This is a genomic window from Streptomyces sp. XH2 (genome assembly GCF_049725035.1).
GTDB lineage: Bacteria > Actinomycetota > Actinomycetes > Streptomycetales > Streptomycetaceae > Streptomyces > Streptomyces roseoverticillatus.
In genome coordinates, this window is sequence record NZ_JBMMMZ010000018.1 from 74,350 (window position 1) to 91,588 (window position 17,239).

The 17,239-nt window shown below is 74.3% G+C and carries 14 protein-coding genes; 9 read left to right on the top strand and 5 right to left on the bottom strand.

The window, feature by feature from the left end; all coding sequences use genetic code 11:
• Window positions 1–18: 18 nt before the first annotated feature.
• Window positions 19–417, top strand: coding sequence for an ectoine synthase (locus ACOTKD_RS33000; RefSeq protein WP_424892673.1), 399 nt, complete (start codon window positions 19–21; stop codon window positions 415–417).
• A gap of 3 nt (window positions 418–420) precedes the next feature.
• Entirely contained in the window at window positions 421–1,317 is an 897-nt protein-coding gene (thpD, locus tag ACOTKD_RS33005; RefSeq protein WP_424892674.1) for an ectoine hydroxylase, read from the top strand.
• 178 nt (window positions 1,318–1,495) lie between these two features.
• On the opposite strand, the gene ACOTKD_RS33010 is transcribed toward thpD, so the two are convergent.
• Entirely contained in the window at window positions 1,496–2,617 is a 1,122-nt protein-coding gene (locus ACOTKD_RS33010; protein ID WP_424892675.1) for an aminotransferase class V-fold PLP-dependent enzyme, read from the bottom strand.
• Between the two features lie 106 nt (window positions 2,618–2,723).
• Between ACOTKD_RS33010 and ACOTKD_RS33015 the strand changes: the two genes are divergently transcribed.
• The 3 genes from ACOTKD_RS33015 to ACOTKD_RS33025 are packed head-to-tail and all read left to right on the top strand — an operon-like array spanning window position 2,724 to window position 5,766.
• Complete coding sequence (locus ACOTKD_RS33015; RefSeq protein ID WP_424892676.1) at window positions 2,724–3,803, top strand: hypothetical protein; 1,080 nt, start codon at window positions 2,724–2,726, stop codon at window positions 3,801–3,803.
• A complete protein-coding gene (locus ACOTKD_RS33020; protein WP_424892677.1) occupies window positions 3,800–5,098 on the top strand; it encodes a sensor histidine kinase in 1,299 nt (432 codons plus the stop codon). Before ACOTKD_RS33015 ends, ACOTKD_RS33020 begins: the two co-directional genes overlap by 4 nt.
• On the top strand, window positions 5,095–5,766 hold the full coding sequence (locus tag ACOTKD_RS33025) for a response regulator (protein ID WP_424892678.1): 672 nt from the start codon (window positions 5,095–5,097) through the stop codon (window positions 5,764–5,766). The genes ACOTKD_RS33020 and ACOTKD_RS33025 overlap by 4 nt, the downstream gene beginning before the upstream one ends.
• A 497-nt stretch (window positions 5,767–6,263) precedes the next feature.
• Here ACOTKD_RS33025 and ACOTKD_RS33030 read toward each other — a convergent pair whose 3' ends face one another.
• A complete protein-coding gene (locus ACOTKD_RS33030; RefSeq protein WP_424892679.1) occupies window positions 6,264–7,433 on the bottom strand; it encodes a serine hydrolase domain-containing protein in 1,170 nt (389 codons plus the stop codon).
• A gap of 145 nt (window positions 7,434–7,578) precedes the next feature.
• Between ACOTKD_RS33030 and ACOTKD_RS33035 the strand changes: the two genes are divergently transcribed.
• Window positions 7,579–8,400, top strand: a complete 822-nt coding sequence (locus ACOTKD_RS33035) for an NAD-dependent epimerase/dehydratase family protein (RefSeq protein WP_424892680.1) — start codon at window positions 7,579–7,581, stop codon at window positions 8,398–8,400.
• A gap of 104 nt (window positions 8,401–8,504) precedes the next feature.
• Entirely contained in the window at window positions 8,505–9,713 is a 1,209-nt protein-coding gene (locus ACOTKD_RS33040; protein WP_424892740.1) for a TerD family protein, read from the top strand.
• Here the strand turns inward: ACOTKD_RS33040 and ACOTKD_RS33045 are convergent.
• The 3 genes from ACOTKD_RS33045 to ACOTKD_RS33055 form a co-directional block, all read right to left on the bottom strand.
• On the bottom strand, window positions 9,688–10,722 hold the full coding sequence (locus tag ACOTKD_RS33045; protein ID WP_424892681.1) for an MsnO8 family LLM class oxidoreductase: 1,035 nt from the start codon (window positions 10,720–10,722) through the stop codon (window positions 9,688–9,690). The two genes, ACOTKD_RS33040 and ACOTKD_RS33045, sit on opposite strands and share 26 nt — an antisense overlap.
• A gap of 45 nt (window positions 10,723–10,767) precedes the next feature.
• Window positions 10,768–12,207 (bottom strand): alkaline phosphatase PhoX, encoded by a 1,440-nt coding sequence (locus tag ACOTKD_RS33050; protein WP_424892682.1) that lies wholly within the window; start codon window positions 12,205–12,207, stop codon window positions 10,768–10,770.
• Window positions 12,208–12,531: 324 nt separating this feature from the next.
• Window positions 12,532–14,031, bottom strand: coding sequence for a hypothetical protein (locus ACOTKD_RS33055; protein WP_424892683.1), 1,500 nt, complete (start codon window positions 14,029–14,031; stop codon window positions 12,532–12,534).
• Between the two features lie 307 nt (window positions 14,032–14,338).
• On the opposite strand from ACOTKD_RS33055, the gene ACOTKD_RS33060 reads away from it, so the two are divergent.
• Together ACOTKD_RS33060 and dapA are read left to right on the top strand one after the other, a co-directional pair.
• Window positions 14,339–16,180, top strand: coding sequence for an endonuclease/exonuclease/phosphatase family protein (locus tag ACOTKD_RS33060; RefSeq protein WP_424892684.1), 1,842 nt, complete (start codon window positions 14,339–14,341; stop codon window positions 16,178–16,180).
• 69 nt (window positions 16,181–16,249) lie between these two features.
• A complete protein-coding gene (dapA, locus tag ACOTKD_RS33065; protein WP_424892685.1) occupies window positions 16,250–17,143 on the top strand; it encodes a 4-hydroxy-tetrahydrodipicolinate synthase in 894 nt (297 codons plus the stop codon).
• Window positions 17,144–17,239 lie beyond the last annotated feature (96 nt).

Consider the following 17,239-nt stretch of genomic DNA (forward strand, 5'->3'; position numbering starts at 1 on the left):
AACAGAAAGGCACTCACCATGATCGTCCGTTCGCTCCAGGACATCGAAGGCACCGACCGGCACGTCAAGGCCCGCAGCGGTACGTGGGAGAGCAAGCGGATCGTCCTCGCCAAGGAGCGGGTCGGGTTCTCCCTGCACGAGACCGTCCTCTACGCCGGGACCGAGACGTCCATGTGGTACGCCAACCACATCGAGGCCGTGCTGTGCGTGGAGGGCGAGGCCGAGCTCACCGACGACGAGACCGGCGAGACGCACTGGATCTCGCCCGGCACGATGTACCTGCTCGACGGGCACGAGCGGCACACCCTGCGGCCGAAGACCGACTTCCGCTGCGTGTGCGTCTTCAACCCGCCGGTCACGGGGCGGGAGGACCACGACGAGAACGGCGTCTACCCGCTGCTGACGGAGGAGGGCTGAACCATGGCCGCGGTCACCGACCTCTACCCCACGCGCGGCACGCGCGAGGCCGCCGTTCCGCGGCGGGACCCGGTGGTGTGGCCCTCGGCCTCCGGGGCCCCGGCCCCCGGGCCGGTCGACGCGGCCGGCCTCGCGGGCTACGAACGCGACGGCTTCCTCACCGTGGACCAGCTGATCACACCGGACGAAGTGGCCGTCCTGCGCGCCGAACTCGACCGGCTGATCGGTGACCCGGCGGTGCGGGCCGACGAGAGAGCGGTCGTCGAGCCGCACTCGCAGGACGTGCGGTCGGTCTTCGAGGTCCACCGGATCAGCGAGGTGTTCGCGGAGCTGGTGCGCGATCCGCGGGTGGCCGGGCGGGCGCGGCAGATCCTCGGCTCCGACGTCTACGTCCACCAGTCGCGGGTCAACGTCAAACCGGGCTTCGGGGCCGCCGGGTTCTACTGGCACTCCGACTTCGAGACGTGGCACGCGGAGGACGGGCTGCCGCGGATGCGGACGGTGTCGGTGTCGATCGCGCTGACGGAGAACCTCCCCACCAACGGCAGCCTGATGATCATGCCGGGGTCGCACCGGACGTTCCTGGGCTGCGCGGGGGTGACGCCGCGGGACAACTACAAGCGGTCCCTGCGGATGCAGGAAGCGGGCACGCCGTCCGACACGGCCCTCACCGGGCTCGCGGACCGGCACGGCATACGGCTCTTCACCGGGCCGGCCGGTTCGGCGACGTGGTTCGACTGCAACTGCATGCACGGTTCGGGCGACAACATCACGCCGTTCGCGCGGAGCAATGTGTTCATCGTCTTCAACAGCGTGGAAAACGCACCGGAGGAGCCCTTCGCGGCCCCGGCGCGCCGCCCGGACTTCATCGGGGCACGCGAGGTCACTCCGTTGAGGTAGCGCCTGCTCCTCCCGCCGCGGCGGAGGGCAAGGCCGGGCCCCGGCACACCCCCGGCACACCCCCTCCGCCGCGGCGGCGAGCAACCCCCACGAACGCATCCGGCGGTGCCGAACCCGCCCGCCGCGGCGGAACGGGGTGGCCGGGTCTCGCCCCCGCGCCTCGCCGGAGGCGTGACGCTCAGGACAGCGCCGCCAGCGCGGCGTCCACGTCGGCGGCGCTGTTGTACACGTGGAACGCCACCCGCAGACGGCCCGCACGCGTGCTTGCCCGTACGCCCGCCGCCGAGAGGCGCTCCGTGGGGCCCGGGCCCAGGCCGGGGACCGAGACGATGGCGGAGCCGTCCGCCGGGACCGGCCGGTGGCCGAGGCGGGCGAGCCCCGCGCGGAAGCGGTCCGCGAGGGCGCGGTCGTGGGCCGCGATCCGCTCCGGGCCGAGCTCTTCGACGAGCCGGAGCCCGGCCAGGGACCCGACGTACGCCAGGAGGGCGGGGTTGTGGTCGTAGCGGCGCGCGGAGGAGGCGAGCGCGGTGACCGGCCCGTACGTGCTGCCCCAGGGGTCCTCCCCGGCCACCCATCCGGCGAAGACGGGGCTGAGGCCGCCCAGGTCCTCCGGCACGGTGAGGAAGGCCGTGCCGCGGGGCCCCATCAGCCACTTGTAGCCGACGCACACGGTGAAGTCGTGGGCGCCGGCGTCCGTCGGCAGCCACCCCGCGGACTGGCTGATGTCGACGAGCGTCCGGGCCCCGTGCGCTCGGGCGGCCTCCTCGATCGCCCGGAGGTCGGCGACGCGCCCGTCCGCGGACTGCACGGAGCTGACCGCCACCAGGGCCGTCCCGGGCCGGACCTCCGCCGCGATCTTCTCCAAAGGGACGGTCCGTACGTGCAGGCCGGGCCGCACGTGGAAGGGATTGACCAGGGAGCTGAAGTCGCCCTCGGCGCACAGCACTTCCGCGCCGTCCGGCAGTGACTGGGCGATGAGCCCGCAGAAGACCGCGGCGGATCCGCCCGTGGCGACTCTCCGCGCGGGCACGCCCACCAGCCGGGCGAAGGCGTCGCGGACGGCGTCCACCACCTGGAAGTGGTCCTCGCCGCCGGGCCGGCCTCGGGAGTACGCGGTCGCGGCGTCGTGCATGGCGGCGACGGCCGGTGCGGGGACCAGCCCCGTGGCGGCCGTGTTCAAGTAGACGGTCTCGGGCGCGAACTGCTCGGGCGCGAGGCTCCCGATGCCCCCGCCCACGCTCGTGATCATGCTCATCTCGTCCATTCCCCCACTATGCGCGGCGGTGATCGCGCCGTCCATGGATCCGGAGGTGGACGTGAGGTGGAGAGCCCGCTCCACCCTGCGGCGGAGGAGGTCCGCCGCTCAGGGCGACGCGCAGGCGCATCCGCGGCGGAACCCTGGTCTCATGACCAGTACGACGACGACCGTCCCGGACGACCACGCCACCAAGCGCCGCGCCCTCCGCGCGGTGACCATCGCCGCGTGCCTGCCCTATCTCGGCCTCAAGGTCGCATGGGTGGCGGGCAGTCACATCGGCATCCCGGAGGGCAGCGCCCTGCGGGATGCCGACGCCGGCCTGGTCGTGGCGAACGCCGTGACCATCCTGATGGACGCCGCCGTGGTGGTCCTCGCCCTGCTGCTGACCCGCCCGTGGGGCAGGCGCGTACCGGCGTGGCTGCTGCTCCTGCCGATGTGGGGCGCGGTGGGGCTGCTGACGCCCATCATGTACGGGTTTCCGGCGCAGTTGCTGGTGCGGGCGCTGGGCGGGAGCGGCACGACGGCCGGCGGCAGCGAGCGGCCGTTCCTGGACGAGTGGGTGTTCGGGGTGGTCTACACGGGGTTCATCGTCCAGGGGCTGGCCCTGGGCTCCCTGTTCGTGCTGTACGCCCGCGACCGCTGGGGGCACCTGTGGCAGGGCACCGCCGGTGACCTGGCGGGCGCTGCTCCGGGCCGCGGGCAGCGGGCCGCGCTGACTGCCGCGGCGGTGCTGGCGGTCGTGCCCGGTGGCGTGCACCTGTTGTGGACGTGCGGCTGGTCGGCGGGCCTGTCGCCGGAGCTCGCCCGGGGGTACGGCGGCGCGTTCGCGGCCGGGGAGTCGGGCTACGTGCTGTACGCCGCCGCGACGGTCGTGGGCATCGTCCTGCTGCTCTCCGGCGCGAGCAGGGGCAGCCGCCTGTCGTTGCGCGTGCCGCTGCTCCTCGCGGGCGTCGGCTCCGCGGCCTCGGCGGCATGGGGCGGCTGGCAGTTGCTCGCGACGCTGACGTCGCTGGCCGACGACGGCCGGGGGCCGACGGCCGCGATGGGCGTCACCTACGCTGTGCAGGTGATCACCGGTCTGCTGGTCCTCGCCGCGGGCGCGCGCTTCTTCGCCGCGCGCTCGGCGCGCATGTCCGCGGCGACCCCGGGGCGGACCGCAGTGGACGTCACCGGGCGCACCGCCGCGGACGTCCCCGGGCGCACCGGCGTGGAGGCCCTCGCCTCGTGACGTCCCTTCTCCGGCGCGGCGCCCGCGCGTTGCTGGGCCGCCGCGCCCGGCTCCGCTGGGTGCACCTCCTGCTGGGCGGCGCGCTGCTCATGCCGTACTACCTGCTGGCGAGCACGCTGACGGGGGTCTTCACCAGCAGCGGCGCGAACATCCTGTTCCCCAATACGCTGGGGCGGCAGTTCGGCGTCTTCGCGCTGGCGCTGGTGCCCGCGGCCGTGACGGCGCTGGTGCCGTGGGTGCGGACCCTGGAGTCCACGGCGGCCCGGTCCCTGTGCGGGCTGCCCGAGGAGGAGCTCGCGACGGGCCCGGCCGAGTCGTGGGCCGCGCGCGGGCGGACCGCCCTGTGGTACACCCTGCACCTGCTGGCCGGCGGCATCCTGAGCGGCATGTCGCTGGCCACGCCCCCGTTCGCGCTGATGCTGATCGCCCTGCCGGTCACCGGCGTTCCCGGCGGCACGGACGCCCCGTACGGGCTCGGCGACATGTCCCTGCCGTGGCAGCTGCTGATGCCGTTCGCCGGGCTGGCGGTGCTCGTCCTGCTCGCCGCGGCGTCCGCGGGCGCGGGGGCGCTGCTCGCGCGCTGCGCGCCCGTTCTGCTCGGGCCGACGGCCGCCGACCGGCTGGCCGCCGCCGAACAGCACGCCATGCGCCTGGCCCTGCGCAACCGGCTCGCGCGCGAGCTGCACGATTCCGTGGGGCACGCCCTCAGCGCGGTGACGCTGCAGGCGAGCGCGGCGCGCAAGGTCCTCGACGCCGACCCGGAGTTCGCCCGGCAGGCACTGGCCGCGATCGAGGAGACCACGCGCGAGGCGGTCGGCGAGCTGGACACCGTCCTGGGGCTGCTGCGCGAGGACGGCGCCGCCTCCGCCGCGCCCGCCCCGACCCTCGCCGACCTGAACGGGCTGCTGGAGCGCACCCGGGCCGCGGGCGGCACGGTCGCCTTCACCGCGCCGCCCGCCCTGGAGCGCGTACCGCCGGTCGTCTCCCGCGAGGCGTACCGGATCGTGCAGGAGGGGCTCACCAACGCCCTGCGGCACGCGGGCCGGGTGCCCGTCCTGCTGCGGATCACTGTGAACGACGAGGCCGTGGAGGTCGCCTTGGAGAATCCGGTCGGTGCCGACAAGGGCCGCACGCCCACACAGGCACACGCACACCGCCGCGCCGGTGGCGGCCGCGGCCTGACGGGCATAGCGGAGCGCGCCCGGCTGCTGCGCGGCAGCAGCAGTGCGGGCGAGCGGGACGGCGTGTGGCGGCTCGCCGTCCGCCTGCCGCTGGGCGGGGGTGCGGGCCGGTGACGGCGGCGCCCCTGCGGATCGTGCTCGCCGACGACGAGCGCATGGTGCGGACCGCCCTGCGGGCGATCCTCGGCGCGGAGGAGGACCTGGAGGTCGTCGGCGAGGCCACGAACGGCGCGGAGGCCGTCTCCGTCGTCCGCGAGCTGCGGCCGGACGTCGTGCTGATGGACGTGCGCATGCCCGACGTCGACGGGATCCGTGCCACGGAGCAGTTGCTGGGCGGCGGCATGGAGGACCCGCCGCGGGTCATCGTCGTCACCACGTTCGAGAACGACAGTTACGTGTACGACGCGCTGCGCGCAGGAGCCAGCGGTTTCCTGCTGAAGCGGGCGGGCGCGGACGAACTCGTCCAGGCCGTCCGGCTGGTGGCCCGCAGCGACTCGCTGCTCTTCCCCGCCGCCGTGCGGGCGCTCGCGGCCGAGCACGCGGAGGCACGGCGGGCCCGGGCGGCCGCGGGGCGGCTGCGCGCGCAGCTGTCGGACCGGGAGGCGGAGGTGCTGCGGCTGATGGCCCGCGGCCTGTCGAACGCGGAGATCGCCACGGAGCTCGTCCTCGGCGCGGCGACGGTGAAGACCCACGTCGCGGGCGCCCTGTCCAAACTGGGCGTCCGCAACCGCACGCAGGCGGTCATCGCCGCGTACGAGTGCGGTTTCGTCTCACCCCGCTGACGGCGGGGTGAGCCGCGGTCTCGGGGCCCGCGCGCCCAGGCGTGCCCTCCCGCCGCGGCGCCACCCGGCGGCGCCCAACAGCCTCAGCCCGGCTCGCCACCGCCGAACACCTCCGGTGGGGGTTGCGCACCACCGCGGCGGAGGGCAGGGCCCTGCGCCCAGGCATTCACGGGGCTGATGCCCGAAACATGAGCAGCCTCAGGCCGGCTCGCCACCGCCGAACACCACCGGTGAGGGTTGCGCACCACCGCGGCGGAGGGCAGGGCCCTGCGCCCAGGCATTCACGGGGCTGATGCCCGAAACATGAGCAGCCTCAGGCCGGCTCGGCACCGCCGGATACCTACGGTGAGGGTTACACACCACCGCGGCGGAGGGATGGCCTGCGCCCAGGCGCTTCCTCCGCCGCGGCGGCGATCAACCACCGCGGCGCCACCCGGCGGCGCCCAACAGCCTCAAGCCGGGCCCGGCGGCGCCGAAAACCCGGCGAGCGTCGCGCATCAGATGCTCGCCGCCTCGTGGAGCGCCCTCGCCAGGCGCGTGACCTGGGCGTGGTTGTCCTCGCGGAAGGCGAACCGGCGGCGGTTGAAGCCGAAGGCCAGGCCCGTCGACGGGTCCGCGAAGGCCTGTGAGCCCGCGGCGCCGCCGTGGCCGAAGGCGCGGGCGCCGAGGAAGGGGAACCTGTCCGCGGACATGTTGACGAACCCGAGCCCGAACGCCGCGAACGCCCCCGCGACGAGGTCGTGCCCCGCGGAGTGGATCTGCGCGAACTCGGCGGCCGTGCCGGGCGTCAGCAGCGCCTCCTTGCCGTTGAGGCCGCTGACGGCCGCCGCGTACATCCCGGCGAGCCCGCGCGCGGACGCCGTGCCGCCGACGGACGCGGGGCCGCCGGCGCGGATGACGCGGTGGTTCGGCAGCTCTTCCAGGACCGTGGGCACGGTGTGGTTGAGGTTGAAGGCGACGCCGCACAGGCTGTGCGGACCGGGGGCGTTCTCCTGCAGGAAGCGCGTCTGGGCGGGCGTCGGGTCCATGGGCTGGGTGGTGAGGAAGCGGTGCTCGTGCTCCTCGGGGAGGGCCATGTGGAAGTCGAGGCCGTACGGGGCGCGGATGCGCTCTTCGTAGAGCTCCTGCATGGTGCGCCCGGTGGCGCGCAGGACGACCTCGCCGGTCAGGGCGCCTATGACGTAGGCGTGGTAGCCGAAGGCGGTGCCGGGGCGCCAGTAGGGGCGCTGGGCGGCCAGCTTCCCGGCCACGGCGCGGTCGTCGGCGAGCTCTTCCAAGGTGAAGCCCCCGTCGGCGCCGATGAGGCCGGCCCGGTGGGCGAGGAGGTCGCGCAGGGTGACGTGTTCCTTGCCGGCGGCGGCGAACTCGGGCCAGTAGTGGCGCACCTCGCGGTCGAGGTCCAGGACGCCTTCCTGGACGAGGAGGGCGACGACGAGGTGGGCGGCGCCCTTGGTGGAGGAGAACACGCCGGTGAGGGAGTCGCCCTCGATGCCGGGTCCGCCCCACAGGTCGACGACCTGCTCGCCGTGGACGTAGGCGGCGAGCTGGGCGGAGTGCCCGGCGCGCTCCTCGGCGAAGGTGGCTTCGAACGCCTCGCGCACGCCCTCGTAGCCCTTGGCGACGGTTCCCTGGACGGCGCTCGCCTGCGCGGCGGTCGGGGTCGGCATGGGTGTGCTCCTTGTGGTTCGGTGAGGCGGGTGCTGCATTCCGGTGGGTGAAGCCGGGCGGGGCGCGTGGTTATTTCGTGACGATCGTCATCTCGCCCACGGAATAATCGGATTGGACAATTCCGATCTTCAGGAGGTCCCGGCCATGCCCGCTTCCCGCACCGTCCTCCTCACCGGCGCGGCCGGCCGCATCGGCACCCACCTGCGCGCCCTGCTGCCCGCCCACGGCCACCGGCTGCGCCTCCTGGACGTCCGCCCGGTGCCGGGCGAGCCGGAGGCGGTCACCGCGGACCTCGCCGACCCGGCCGCCGGCGGCGCGGCGCTGCGCGAGGCCCTCGACGGCGTGGACGCGGTCGTCCACCTGGCGGGCATCCCCGTGGAGGCGCCGTTCGCGGACATCCTGCGCGCCAACGTCGAGGGCACGTACCGCCTTTACGAGGCCGTGCGCGAGGCGGGCGTGCGGCGCGTGGTGCTCGCCTCCAGCAACCACGCCGTCGGCTTCACGCCCCTGCCCGCCGAGGGCGGCCGGCCACTGCCCGTGGAGACGCCGCACCGCCCCGACACCTTCTACGGCCTCTCCAAGTGCTTCGGCGAGGACCTCGCCTCCCTCTACCGGGACCGGCACGGCATCGAGACCGTCTCCCTGCGCATCGGCGCGTGCTTCCCGGAGCCGGCATCCGTGCGCATGCTGTCGGTCTGGCTGAGCCCCGGCGACTGCGCACGGCTCGTGCACGCCGCGCTCACGGCCGAGGACGTCGGCCACACCGTCGCCTACGGCAGCTCCGCCAACACCCGGGCGTGGTGGGACCTGTCCTCGGCCCGCGCGCTCGGCTACGAGCCCCGGGACGACTCGGAGCCGTACGCGGCCGCCCTGCTCGCCGCGGAGGCGGGGACCGTGCAGGAGGGCGCGGGGCTCGTCGGCGGCGAGTTCTGCGGCGCCGAGCCGCCGCGCCGGCACCCTCGCTGACCTGCGACGACAACAGGAACGGCGAACTCCGTAACAGGACCGCATCAGGTGTTCGGTAATGGAACCGCAAAGAGCGGCCGCTCGTTACCCGGGGCATGACCGCTATGACACCCGGCTCGAACATCCCTCTCTCCGTCGCCCGCGTGACGGTGGACGTCACCGCCCCGGTGCGGCTCGACGTATCGGGCCTGCTGCTCACCGCCGACGGCAAGGTGCGCTCCGACGACGACTTCGTCTTCTACAACCAGCCCTCCGGGCCGGGCGTGGCCCACCGCGCCGCGGCCGGCGGCACGCCCGACGCCATCACGGTGGACACCGCCGCCGTCCCCGCCGCCATCGACAAGATCGTGGTGACCGCGAGCCCCGACGCCCAGGGCCAGACGTTCGCGGGCATCGAGCCCACCGCCACCGTGCGCAACGCGGACGACGGCTCGGTCCTGGCCACGTTCACACCGCCCCGGCTGGGCTCGGAGACCGCGCTCGTCGTCGTGGAGGTCTACCGGCGGGCCGGTGCCTGGAAGGTGCGTGCGGTCGGCCAGGGCTACGCCGACGGCCTGGCGGGCATCGCCACCGACTTCGGCGTGAGCGTGGAGGAGCCCGCGGCGGCCGCCCCGGCCCACGTCCAGCCGCCCGCCGCCCCCGTGCCGCCGCCCGTCGCCGCCCCGCCGCTGCCCGCGGGCGCGCCGCCCGTGCCCGCCGCGCCCCCGGCGCCGCCCGCCCCGGCCCCCGGCAGCGGGAAGATCAACCTGGACAAGGGCCGGGTCAGCCTGCAGAAGAACCAGACGGTGTCCCTGGTCAAGGGCGGGAAGCCGCTGACGCAGTCGGTCAAGATGGGCCTGGGCTGGGAGCCGGCCTGGGGCGGCCGGGCCATCGACCTGGACGCCTCCGTCATCGCCTACGGCCCCGACCGCAACATGATCGACGCCTGCTACTTCGGCAAGCTGCAGATCCTCAACGGCGCCGTCCAGCACTCCGGTGACAACCTCACCGGCGAGGGCTCCGGCGACGACGAGACGATCACGGTGCACATGGCCGGGCTCCCGCCGGAGGTCACCGGCCTGGTCTTCACCGTCAGCTCCTTCAACGGCCAGAAGTTCAGCGAGGTCGCCAAGGCCTACTGCCGCCTCCTCGACGCCCGCACCGGCGAGGAGCTGGTGCGCTTCGACCTCACCGGCTCCGAGCCCAAGACGGGCGTGCTGATGGCGAAGTTCATCCGGCAGTACTCGGGCGAGTGGGAGATGACCGCCCTCGGCGAGTTCGTGAAGTCCCGCACGGTCCGCGACCTGGTCAAGCCGGCGGCGCAGGCTTTGTGAGCACCGGGGCTCCCGCCGCCGGCAGGCCCGCGACCCGGGCCAGCCGGCGGTAGGAGTCCAGCAGGGCCTCCCTGTCGTAGGAGGAGGTGGTGACCAGCACCTCGTCGGCGCCGCTGCGTTCGACCAGCGCGCCGAGCGCGGCCGCCACCTCCTCCTCCGTGCCGTGGATGTGCCCGCGCAGCCCCTCCTCGTACAGGCGGCGCTCCCGCTCGGTCATCACCCGCGCCTCGGTCTCCTCCGCTGGCTCCAAAGGCGGGAAGACGCCGTGCGTCCGGGAATGGGCCAGCGCCCACGCCTCGGGGACGAGCAGCCGGCGGGCCTCCTCGCGGCTGCCCGCGACGGCCACGTTGCCCGCCACCACGACGTACGGGCGCTGCCACCACGACGACGGCCGGAACGCCTCCCGGTAGCGCCCGACGGCGGCGAGCATCCGCTCCTCGCCGCTCAGGCCGCCGATCACCAGGGCCGCGCCGGCGGCGGCCGCCAACTCCGCGCCCGCCTCGTTGGCCAGGACGAACGCGGGGACCCGCAGGCCCTCCGCCGGGCGGGCGTGCACCTCGGAACGGGGCCGCGGGCCGTCCGTGAACCAGCCCTCCAGCTCGGCGAGCTGCCCGCCGAAGTCCCCCATGGCCTCCTTCTCCGTGCCCAGGGCCCGCCGGACGCCGTCCGTGAAGCCCACCGAGCGGCCCAGGCCCATGTCGATGCGGCCCGGGAAGAGGGACTCCAGCACCCCGAACTGCTCGGCCACCACCAGGGTGCGGTGGTTGGGCAGCATCACGCCGCCCGTGCCGACCCGGATCCGCGAGGTCGCGGCGGCGACCGCCGCGGCGAGCACGGTCGGGGCCGAGCCCGCCACGCCGGGCACGCCGTGGTGCTCCGAGACCCAGAAGCGGTGGTAGCCGAGCGCCTCGGCCTGCTGCGCGAACCGTACGGTGTCGCGCAGTGCCTCGGCCTGCGGGCGGCCCCGGCGGGTGCGGGAGCGGTCGAGTATCGAGAGGCGGATGGTCACCCCTGCTTCAACAAAGGCGGCCGGCCAGGATTCCCGGAGACCGCCCTACTGGCGGCGCCAGGGGCCGGTGATCGCCAGCATGATGCCGGGCTCCTGGATGTTGGCGAAGAGCGTCCTGCCGTCCGGCGAGAAGGTGACCCCGGTGAACTCGCTGTACTCGGGCTTCTGCGCGGTGCCTATGTTGAGCTCGTTGCGGGCGACGGGGTACGTGCTGCCGTCGTCCAGGGCGCCGAAGAGGTGCTGCACGCCCTCGCCGTCCTCGGCGACTATCAGGCCGCCGTGCGGGGAGACCGTGATGTTGTCGGGGCCGTCGAAGGCGCCGTCCCGCTCCGGGTGCTCGTTGACCCCGAAACGCACCTTCAGCGTGAGGGTGCGGCGCCGCGGGTTGTAGAACCACACCTGGCCGTCGTGCTGCACGGGGCTCTCCTCGCGGGCGAACGACGAGACGACGTACACGCCCCCGTCGCCCCACCACATGCCCTCCAGCTTGCGGGCCCGGGTCACCTGGCCGTCCTTGAACTGCTTGCGGACCGAGACGGACGCCGCGTCGCGGTCCGGCACGTCCACCCAGTCCACGCCGTACACCGTGCCGGGGCGGGTGGCGCGGGAGAGGTCGTCGACGAACCGGCCGCCGGAGTCGAAGCACTTGAAGGCCTGCAGCCGGCCCGCGTCGTCGGCGAGGGTGCGCAGCCGGCCGCGGCCGTGCCGGAAGCCGGCCGGCGGGGTCCAGCGGTAGAACAGGCCGTTGGGGCCCGCGGCGTCCTCGGTGAGGTAGAGGTGGCCGTGGGCCGGATCGGTGACGACGGCCTCGTGGGCGTACCGGCCGAGGGCCTTGACGGGCCTGGGGTCGCGGCCCGCGCGGCGGTCGTGCGGGTCGACCTCGAAGACGTAGCCGTGCGTCTTCGTCATGCCGTTCTGCCCGGCCTTGTCCTCCGTTTCCTCGCAGGTCAGCCACGTGCCCCAGGGGGTGGCGCCGCCGGCGCAGTTGGTGGACGTGCCCGCGATGCCGACCCACTCCGTGACGTGCGCGCCGTCGTGCGACACCTCGACGACGGTGCAGCCGCCGGACGCGGCGGGGTCGTAGACAAGCCCCTCCGCGAGCGGCACCGGGTACTTCCAGCCGGCCCGGGGGCCCTTGAGCTCGTGGTTGTTGACGAGCAGGGTGGTGCCGCGGGGGCCCTCGAAGGCGGCCGTGCCGTCGTGGTTCGAAGGGGTGGGCTCGCCCGATTCCAGTCTGGTGGTGCCGGCCCGGGTCACCACGCGGTACGAGAAGCCTGCCGGCAGGGCGAGGAGGCCCTTCGGGTCCCGCACGAGGGGGCCGTAGCCCGGCGGGCGGGCGGGGCGGGGGCGCGCCCCTCGCTGCTCCGGCACGCCGCCGGCCAGCGCTCCGGGGGCACTGGCGAGGACGCCCACGCTGCCGGTCAGTGCCACGCCGGCACCGGCGACGGCGGATCGTTTCGCGAAGTCTCTTCGGCTGAGGGTCATCTGCACTCCCGGGTCCGCTGGCTCACGCGCCTACGTTCCCGTTCCCCACGGAATGCGGTATGAACACCACACGAAGCGCGGGGGACGGGCGCGGGGCGCGCGGAACGCGCTGCCGCGCCCGGGAACCCGGCCGGCTCCGGCTCCCCAGCAGTTCCCTCCGCCGCAGCGGCGGGCAACCACCGCGAACGCATCCGGCGGTGCCGGACCGGCTCAGGCCGGCCGGGCACCGCCGGAATCCACCACCGTGGCCGATCGCCGTCGCGGCGGAAGATTCCCCGGCGCCCCGGACCGAGAAGGGCCGGGCCACCGGGGCCACCGGGAAGGTCAGCCGCGCGAGCGCGCCTTGAACGCCGCCTTGCGGGCCTCCTTGGCCACCTTCTTCTCCGGGTGGAGGCGGCCCATCGCCTCCAGGACGTCCGCCGTCGCCGGGTGGTCCACCCGCCACGCCGCGTCGAAGAACCCGCTGTGCTGCCCGACGAGGCTCTCCACCAGCCCGCGCAGCTCGTCGGTGTCGCCGGACGCCGCCAGCTGGGCGGCGATCGTGTCGATGGTCAGCCAGAAGACCATGTCCTCGCCGGGCTCGGGCACGTCCGCCGCGCCGTGCTCGGCGAGCCACACGCGGGCGAGGCCGCCGAGCTCGCGGTCGTCGAGGACCTCGCGCACGGCGGGCTCGGCGCCGGCGCCGACGAGGGAGAGCGTCTGCTGGCAGGCGAGGCGGCGGGACGGCGCGTCCAGGTCGTCGCCGCGCCCGGCGGCGAGCAGCTCCGCCGCGGCCTCCGCAGGCGTGCGGCGGGCGAGCCACAGCTCGGCCTCCGCGCGGGCGGCCGTCTCCGGGTGGCCGGGCAGGGCGGCCAGGAGCGCGTCCGCGCCCTTGTCGGCGAGGTCGCCGACGGCGGGGGCTTCGACGCCCGCCTCCTGCATGCGTTCGCGGACGGCGAGGAGGCCGAGCGGGGTGAGGGAGACCATGCCGTAGCGGCTGACGTCCTCCTCCTCGGGGGTTTCGGAGGTGACGCCGTCGACGGACTCGCGGATGTGGCCCTCGCCGTCGACCTCCTCGATGAGGGATTCGTCGACGGGCTGGTAGGCGATGATGCCGGTGGGCGCGAGCAGCCGGAACTGGTCGTCCAGGCGCATCATCGCGTCGGAGACCTCTTCGAGGATGTCGTCCGTGGGCTCGTCCATGTCGTCCGGCACGATCATGGACGCGGCGAGCGCCGGCAGCGGTACGGGGTGGTCCGCGTCGCTCTGTTCGAGCGCGGTGAGCAGGTAGAGGTTGCCGAGGACGCCGTCGAGGAAGTCGGCCTCGCCCTCGGGGTCCCAGTCGAGGGAGTCGAGGTCGAGGTCCTCGCCCTCGGCGATCCGGTCGGCGATCTCGCCGAGGTCGGGCGCGGCGGCGTCGGCGAGGACGCTCTCGAAGCCGGCGAGCCACAGGTCGAGGATGTCGGCGGGGCTGCCGGAGGTGAGCGTGGCGAGCTCCTCGCCGGCGACGGCGGTGCCGCGGGGCTCGTCCTCGCCCGCTTCCGGCCCCTCGGCCTCCTCCTCGTGCTCCTCGAAGTCCACGAGCCCCGTGTCGAGCGCGTGCTGCCACGCGTCCATGGCGTACGCGTCGCCGTCCTCGTCGCCCGCGAGCCCGAGGAGCCCGGTCGCCTCGCGGAGCTGCTCCGCGAGCAGCTCGCCGCCGACCCCGACCGGGACGCCCTCCTCGCCGGCCCAGCGCGCGAGCTTCGCGGCGCGGGCGAGCAGCGGCGCGGACAGCGCGTCGCGCGCGAGCTCCGCGTCGGAGGGGAGCCGCACCGGCGGCATGGTCGGACGGTCTCCGGACATCAGGGGGGTTTCTCCTCGTCGTGACATGCGTCGCGGCACGTGCGGTGACGTGCGGCGACGCGCGTGGTGGCATGCGGTGTGGCATGGGGCGCCGCGGACGGGGCGCGGTGCCCAAGCGTAGACGGGTTTCCCGCCCTGCCGCCCGGTTCGCCGAACCGTGGGCCGACATATGGCTGACGGTTACCCGCGGAACCTTGACAACTTCCCCGGGTGCGCAAGACATTGACGCGCGTAGAGATCGTCAGGATCGCGTCAACGACGATTCCTCCACGCCATACCCCCCTCGCATTCCTCACCGGAGGCCCTCGTGCCCACTGCCCCGTCCTCCCGCCGCGCCGCCCTGCGCAGACCCGCGGCCCTCGGTTCCCTCCTCGCCACCGCGCTCGCGGCCGGGTTGCTCGCCGCCCCGGAGGCGGCGAGCGCCGAGGGCCTGCGGATCCACGACATCCAGGGCACGACCCGCGTGTCGCCGCTCGCCGGCCGGCAGGTCGCCGACGTGCCGGGCGTCGTCACCGCCGTCCGCGCCTTCGGCTCGGCCCGCGGCTTCTGGATGCAGGACACGCACCCGGACCGCAACGACGCCACGAGCGAGGGCATCTTCGTCTTCACCGGCTCCACCACCCCGGACGTGGCCGTGGGCGACGCCGTGACCGTCTCCGGCACCGTCACCGAGTACTACCCGGGCGGCGAGTCGGCCGGCCTGCAGTCGGTCACGCAGCTCACCAGGGCCACGTGGCGGGTCGGGTCCTCCGGCAACACCCTCCCGGCCCCCGTGCGCCTCAGCGCGTCGCAGATCCCGGACCGCTACGCGCCCGACGCGCACGGCGGCTCGATCGAGAAGCTGCAGCTGCGCCCCGGCACGTACGCCCTGGACCGCTTCGAGTCGCTGGAGGGCATGCGCGTCTCCGTGCAGAACGCCCCCGTCGTCGGCGCGACCGGTCACAACGAGCTGTGGGTCACCGCCGAGCCCCGGCGCAACCGCACGGGCCGCGGCGGCACGCTCTACGGCGCGTACCGCGACCCGAACGCCGGCCGCGTCAAGGTCGCCTCGCTGATCCCCTTCGCCCAGCGCCCCTTCCCCGTCGCCAACGTCGGCGACGAGCTGTCCGGCACCACCGCCGGCCCGCTGGACTACGACAACTACGGCGGCTACACCCTGCAGGCCACCGAGCTCGGCAAGCTCACCGACCGGGGCCTGAAGCGCGAGACCACGCGCAAGCAGCGCGGCGACGAGCTGGCGGTCGCCACGTACAACGTCGAGAACCTCTCCCCCAAGACGCCGCAGGCGAAGTTCGACCGGCTGGCGTCCGCGCTGGTCACCAACCTCGCCTCGCCCGACATCGTCGCCCTGGAAGAGGTCCAGGACGACAACGGCACCACCGACAACGGCGTGGTGGACGCGGGGCAGACACTGAAGAAGCTCACCGACGCCATCAAGGCGGCGGGCGGCCCGGCCTACGAGTGGCGGCAGATCAACCCCGTCAACGACCAGGACGGCGGCCAGCCGGGCGGCAACATCCGTACCGCGTTCCTCTTCAACCCCGCCCGGGTGTCCTTCACCGACAAGCCCGGCGGTGACTCCACCACCGCCGTGAAGGCCGTCCGCGAAGGCGGCAAGGCCGCGCTGTCCGTCTCCCCCGGCCGGGTCGAGCCCGCCGCCGCCGCGTGGGCGAACAGCCGCAAGCCGCTCGCGGGCCAGTTCACCTTCCGGGGACAGCGGGTCTTCGTCGTCGCGAACCACTTCAACTCGAAGGGCGGCGACCAGGGCGTCGACAGCCGCTTCCAGCCGCCGGCCCGCTCCTCCGAGGTGCAGCGCACCCAGCAGGCCGGGCTCGTGAACGCGTTCGTCAAGCAGCTGCTGGCGGCCGACCGGAACGCGAACGTCATCGTCGCGGGCGACCTGAACGACTATCAGTTCTCGCCCGCGCTGAAGGCCCTCACCGCGGGCAAGGTCCTCACCGACCAGGTCGACCGGCTGCCGCGCGCCCAGCGCTACGGCTACGTCTACCAGGGCAACTCCCAGGTGCTGGACCACATCCTGACCAGCTCTCACGTACGCCGGGTGGACTACGACATCGTCCACGTCAACGCGGAGTTCGCCGACCAGGCGAGCGACCACGACCCGCAGGTGCTGCGCTGGAAGCCGTAGCGCCACTTACTGGTAGGCGGAGAACAATTAAATAGACCTGTACGGTCGAAGGGGCCGAGAATCGCCTCCATGACGATCACTGCTCCCGCCAGCCCCTTCGGCCGTACCGTCTGCGCGATGGTCACCCCCTTCACCCCGCAGGGAGAGCTCGACCTCGACGGGGCGCAGGCCCTCGCCGACCGCCTCGCCGGGGAGGGCGGCTGCGACGGACTCGTCCTCAGCGGCACCACCGGCGAGTCGCCGACCACCAGCGACGCGGAGAAGAGCGCGCTCATCCGCGCCGTGGCCGAGGCCGTCGGCGGCCGGGCGCGGATCACGGCGGGCATCGGCACGGCCGACACCCGGCACACCGTCGAGCTGGCCCGGGCCGCCGAGGCGGCGGGTGCGCACGGGGTGCTGGTCGTGCCCCCGTACTACAGCCGGCCGCCGCAGGAGGACATCGCCGAGCACTTCCTGACCGTGGCCGGCGCGACCGGCCTGCCGGTGATGCTCTACGACATCCCCGGCCGCACGGGCACCCGGATCGAGCCCGCCACCATGCTGCGGCTCGCGGAGCACCCGCGCATCGCCGGCGTCAAGGACTGCGCCTACGACATGCTGGGCAGCTCGAAGGTCATCGCCGCGACGGACCTCGCCTACTACTCGGGCTGCGAGGAACTGAACCTTCCGCTGCGCTCGGTGGGAGGCGTCGGATACATCAGCACGGTCGCGAACGTCGCGGGCGGGGCGGTCGCGTCGGTGCTCGACGCGTACGACCGCGGCGACACCGCCGAGGCGGCCCGGCTGCACGCGCGGCTGCTGCCCCTGATGGAGCTGATGATGGCGTCGGGCCTGCCGGGCACGGTGACTGCGAAGGCTCTGCTGAACGCGCTCGGCCTGCCCGGCGGGCCGGTGCGGGCGCCGCTGCGGGCGGCGTCCCCGGAACGCACGGAGGCGCTGCTGCAGGCGTACAAGGCGCTCTGACGCCTCGCCCCCACCCCGCAGATGCGGGAAGCGGGCGCCCCCCCCCCCCCGGGGGGGGCCGCGCCCCAGCCCCCGCCCCCGCCCGGGTGGCGGGTG